We start from the raw sequence: 4,714 nt of genomic DNA, 5'->3' as shown, positions 1-4,714 counted from the left end.
ATCGCGCTGGCCAGTCCACCGAGCGAGCGGGCGATCATGGCATTGCCGGAAAACAATTCGTAGAGCCCCGAGACGATGGCGAGATCCGGCCCCAGGTCGAGCCCGGCCAGCATCGTGGCGTCGAAGGCGTCACCTTGATGGAACGAAACGGTCGCCGGCAACTTGCGCTCGGCGATCAGCTTGCGGCCGAGCGAGACATTGAGCTCGGAGAAATCCTGCAGCCGAACGCTTGCCGGCGGCTCGGCGCATTTCTGCACGGCATCGAGCACGTAGCGGCCATGGCCGGCGGCGATATCGACGATATGGACCGGCCGGCCGGCGGCCTTCAGCGTCTCAACGGCGCTGCCGATCAGCTCCTCCAGATGCAGCTTGCGCTGGCGGATGCCGCGCCAGCCGATGGCGTCGAGAAAGGTGCGGTCGATCATGCGGCCGATGGGGCTGATGCCGCGCGCATCGTTCTCGTAGACATAGTCGAGAGTCGAGCCGGAATCGAAGCCGGTGGCAATCCCCGTCTTCATGCCCGACGACAGCCAGGCGCCCATGCGGATCGAGGCGCGGCTCATTGCCCAGTAGAGGCCTCTGGGCGACAGCAGCGGCAGCGGTGAGGCCAGCCGGTCGGCCTCGTCGCGTGTGTAGCCGACGCGGTCAGCGTCGATCAGGTCGACCGGCTTTTCCGGCGCCGCGAACTGCTTTTCAAGGAACGGCCCGATCAGGTCGAGTGCCTTGTGGCGGTCGCGCTCGCCCAGCGTGTCGTGAAAGAAACCGGGCAGCACGTGCCGCTCCTTGGCCGGGCTCGCCAGGTTGACGAAAAACTCGTGCTGCGGTCCATGCCGCACCACCCAGTCGCTGCCGGAGATCAGAAGCTGTGTCGGCACGGTGATGGCGCGGGCGTCGGCGACGATGCGCGCGGCATGATTGTAGAGCTCGACCAGGATGTTGGAGGCGATTGGCCGCGTGATCAGCGGGTCGGCGTCGAAGGAGGCGATGCGCTCGGGATCATGCGTCAGGAATTTGGCCTTGACGTAGGAATTGACGAAGAAGCGGCCCTTCATTTTTTGCCAGAGCGCAATGCCTTGCTTGGCAAAGGGCATGTAGAGCTTGACCGAGAAGGCCGGCGAGGCCAGCACCAGAGCGCGAATGTCAGGCGCATAATCATGCACCCAGGCGGCGGCAAGCACGGCGCCGAAGGATTGCGCGATCAGCGCAATGTCGCGCCGGGCAAAGCCCTCGCTGCCGATCTCGCGCACGAAACAATCGATGTCGCGCACCAGCGCGGCAAACGACGGCGCATAGCCGCGTTCGCCGGCGGAGCGGCCATTGCCGCGCGCGTCCCAGGCGTAGAAGGCGTGGTCGGGCATCTGGAGCTCGTCGACCAGATGTGCCATGCGGCCGCCATGCTCGTGGCCGCGGTGGAACAGCAGGATGGCGCCCTTGCGGTTTTCCGACAGCGCCGGCCAATAGCGATAGAAGATCTCGGTGCCGTCATGGCTCTTGAAGCTGCGCTCCTGCGCCACCCGCTCGATGTTGGCTGGAGCCACGGCGGCAACCGTCTGTTGGTGAAGCATGTTGTTCTCCCTGGCGAGACCGGAATTCAGCTGCCGCTCCCGTTAAGGCCGCTGCGTATCCGGTTGATGGCGGTCGCCAGCGAGAGTGTAGCCATGGCCGGAAACACGAGCGGCGTGAGCGCCGGGACCCATAGGCCGGACGCGACAAGCACAGCGAGGATGCCAAGCGCCAGCGCCCGGTCGCTTTTGCCGAACGGACCGGCATAGTTGCGCCCGATTCCTGCGGCGATGCCGAGCACGCCGGCGAACTCCGCGATCATCGCCGCGATAGCAAATGCAACGACGCCCCAGGCAGGAAAGATGACGGCAAAAGCCAGGATCAAAGCGAGATCGGAGACAACGTCGCAGAGCTCGTTGAGATACATGCCGAGCTTCGAGGCCTGGCCATGTTCCCTTGCTAGCATACCGTCGATAGCATTCAGCGCCATTCGCATAAACAGCACGAGCGGCATCAGCAGAAAGACCACGCGGTGGCCGGCAAGGGCTGCCACCACAAGGCCGGTGGCGAGCGAGAGAGCCGCGGCCAGCAGCGTGATCTGGTTGGCGGTGATGCCCGCCCTGGCCAGGCCGTCGGCAAGCGGCCGCAGCCTGGCCTGGAAGGCCGGTTTCAGCGCATAAAGCGTCGGCATATGCGAACCCCCCGGCCGCGGTGCAAAGTGATGTTGGCGAGGATGGTCAATTGGCGCGCAAGACGCAAGGGCGGCGCCCTGCCACTTTTCGACATCCGGTTGCGTCGGCGCTAGCTTTCGCTGTCGCCACTGTCGCCCGGGAACCGTGCGGGCAAGATTTCTTCGGCCGCCGCCCAGGCGCGACTATGATAACGCCGCAGGATGAGAATACATGCGGCGAAGACCAGCAGCCCGCAAATCACGCCGGGCGACATGCCTCCGCCGAACGCGGACTTTACAACGATGCCGGTGAAGACGCCGGCGATGGCGCCGTTGATCGTGCCCACCATCCCCGCGGTGGTCATGAAATATTGCAGCGGCGAGGGCCTGAGACCTTTGTCGACCAGCACCGCCGAGGGGTCGTCATGCGTGGAATTGACAAGATATCTTTGCAGGACGGGCGCCAGTTCGACGAAATAGTGGCGGATCCTGGCCATGCCGCGGGCATGCACCATGTCCTCGATGGCAACCTGCACCGCGCGCACAAACGTGACCAGGCCGATGAAGAAAAGGCAAGGCAGCAAGATCAGGCTGAACAACACGAACGGCCTGCCCATCTCCGTGATCTGCGCGACGAAGGACAAGGCAATCGTTGCGCTCGAGACCGAGGTCAGGAACAGATCGGCTCGCTGGTTCGCTTCCTGAATGGTCGCGGCGCGAGCGTTTTGCAGCACGAAATGCTCGGTCGTCAGGCACTGCAGGGCGTGCTGCGCCTGGTCAGGCGGAACCGGAGTGTCGGGAGAACGGGTCATCGACATTTGCCCCCCTCTGCCCGCCGGAACCGGCAGGGCAGAAGGGGGCGTGGTCCTGCTGCGAGCCATCAGGACTTGCCGTTGCCGTCGTTGATGGCGATACGCTTGGCCTTGGCCTGGGCGCGCTCCGTCTTCGGCAGCGTCACGCTGAGCACGCCGTTCCGGAACGCCGCGTTCACCTTGTCTTCGTCGACTTCGTAGCCGAGCGGGATCCGCCGCTCGAAACGGCCATAGAAGCGTTCGGAAAACTGCCTGTCCTTGTCCTCGGTCTCTTCGCGCTTCTCGCCGCGCAGCGTCAGCACGCCGTCGTCGAGCAGCAGCTCGACGTCCTTCTCGTCCATGCCGGGAATCTCGGCGGTGACGCGGATCTCCTTTTCGCTATCGGAGATTTCGACACTCGGCCAGCTGGCGCGTGCAGCGGAGAGGCCACCGAGCGACGGCAGCCGCGTGTCGAAGCCGCGGAACGCCTCGTCGAACAGGCGGTTCATTTCGCGATGCAGCGCCAGGAAGGGATCGCGATCGCTGTCGCGGAACAGGCTGGGGGCCTGATTGTTCTCCCGGCCCCAGGGAATGAGATCACGAATAGCCATTGCATAGTCTCCTTTCTCGACTGGTGCGTTCAGGCGGCCTGCTTGTTTGCTTCGACCTGCGCGACCTTCGGCCCGGTCTTCGGCGCGGCGACGTCGATCGTGATGGCGATGCGCCGCGGCTTCATCTCCTCGGGCACCTCACGTACCAGATCGATGCTGAGCAGGCCGTTGTCGAGCGAGGCGCCTGCGACCTTGACGTGATCAGCAAGCTCGAAACGGCGGGTAAAGGGCCGTGCGGCGAGGCCACGATGCAGATACTCCGCGTTATCCGGCTCCTTGTACCGGCCCGAGACGATCAGGAGGTTCGGCTCGTGGGTTATCTCGAGGTCGTCCTCGGAAAAGCCGGCGACGGCGATGGTGACGCGGTAATTGTTCTCGCCGCTGCGCGCGATGTCATAGGGCGGCCAGCCGTCGAAAGCCTGCGGAGCATTTTCCAGCAGGTTGAAGACGCGGTCGAAGCCGATGCTCGACCGATAGAGCGGGGAAAAGTCGAATGCGGTTCTCATAGCTACATCCTCCATCGAGCAACATAGATACGAGGAGGGCCAAAGAGCTGGCGCTCCCTGGTTTCACCGGCCCCATTTCGGCGACCGGTGCCTTCGATCTGGTTACTGTCCGCCGCAAGTCAAGACCCGGTGGCTTTCGCGTTGCCGGTTTTTCGGGCCCGGTTTTTCGGTCGGTTCGGCGAGGCTGCCAATCTCCCCGCTTGAGGACCCGCAAGGGGAGATGTCCGGCAGGAGATTGCCTGTTTGCCGGCTGCCTTCAACCGCCAACGCCGACTTCTCCGGCCGGTTATTGTCGGCCGCAGGTCAAGACACAGATTCTTGTGTTGCCGGGCCCATTCCCGGCACTCGCAGATGGAGCTGACCATGACACGCGACGAGATCATTTCTGTGCTGGGCCCGGTCGACGACGCCGTCATCGCCGACATTGCGGCGACGGACGGGACGGTCCAGGAATTGCGTGAGGCCCTGGCCTGGATCGCCGCCGACGAGGCGCTGGTGAACGAGGGCCGACCGCTGCCGACGGCAAGAGTAGCGATGCTGATCGAACTGCTGCAAGGGCCGGACGAGGAGGAATAACCGGCCATTTCCGCGATGCTCTTGAACCGCGCAGAGAGACGAACCATGTCCTTCAGC

The 4,714-nt window shown here is 64.1% G+C and carries 6 protein-coding genes; 1 reads left to right on the top strand and 5 read right to left on the bottom strand.

Annotated elements, in window-relative coordinates; genetic code table 11:
• The 5 genes from E5W70_RS28470 to E5W70_RS28450 form a co-directional block, all read right to left on the bottom strand.
• A partial coding sequence (locus tag E5W70_RS28470; RefSeq protein ID WP_292664638.1) for a bifunctional alpha/beta hydrolase/class I SAM-dependent methyltransferase occupies window positions 1-1,565 on the bottom strand: 1,565 nt, incomplete at its 3' end.
• A gap of 26 nt (window positions 1,566-1,591) precedes the next feature.
• Complete coding sequence (locus tag E5W70_RS28465) at window positions 1,592-2,194, bottom strand: CDP-alcohol phosphatidyltransferase family protein (protein ID WP_292664637.1); 603 nt, start codon at window positions 2,192-2,194, stop codon at window positions 1,592-1,594.
• Between the two features lie 110 nt (window positions 2,195-2,304).
• Complete coding sequence (locus E5W70_RS28460; protein WP_292664636.1) at window positions 2,305-2,985, bottom strand: hypothetical protein; 681 nt, start codon at window positions 2,983-2,985, stop codon at window positions 2,305-2,307.
• A gap of 68 nt (window positions 2,986-3,053) precedes the next feature.
• Window positions 3,054-3,575 carry an Hsp20/alpha crystallin family protein gene (locus tag E5W70_RS28455; RefSeq protein WP_292664635.1) on the bottom strand — a complete coding sequence of 174 codons (522 nt, stop codon included), beginning with the start codon at window positions 3,573-3,575 and terminating at the stop codon, window positions 3,054-3,056.
• Window positions 3,576-3,604: 29 nt separating this feature from the next.
• A complete protein-coding gene (locus E5W70_RS28450; protein WP_292664634.1) occupies window positions 3,605-4,081 on the bottom strand; it encodes an Hsp20 family protein in 477 nt (158 codons plus the stop codon).
• A gap of 363 nt (window positions 4,082-4,444) precedes the next feature.
• On the opposite strand from E5W70_RS28450, the gene E5W70_RS28445 reads away from it, so the two are divergent.
• The gene (locus tag E5W70_RS28445) at window positions 4,445-4,657 is read left to right on the top strand and encodes a hypothetical protein (protein ID WP_292664633.1); all 213 of its coding nucleotides are present in this window, start codon (window positions 4,445-4,447) and stop codon (window positions 4,655-4,657) included.
• Window positions 4,658-4,714 lie beyond the last annotated feature (57 nt).

Origin of the sequence: Mesorhizobium sp., assembly GCF_005063415.1 — a bacterium.
GTDB lineage: Bacteria > Pseudomonadota > Alphaproteobacteria > Rhizobiales > Rhizobiaceae > Mesorhizobium.
This window is presented reverse-complemented; position numbering and strand designations above follow the sequence as displayed.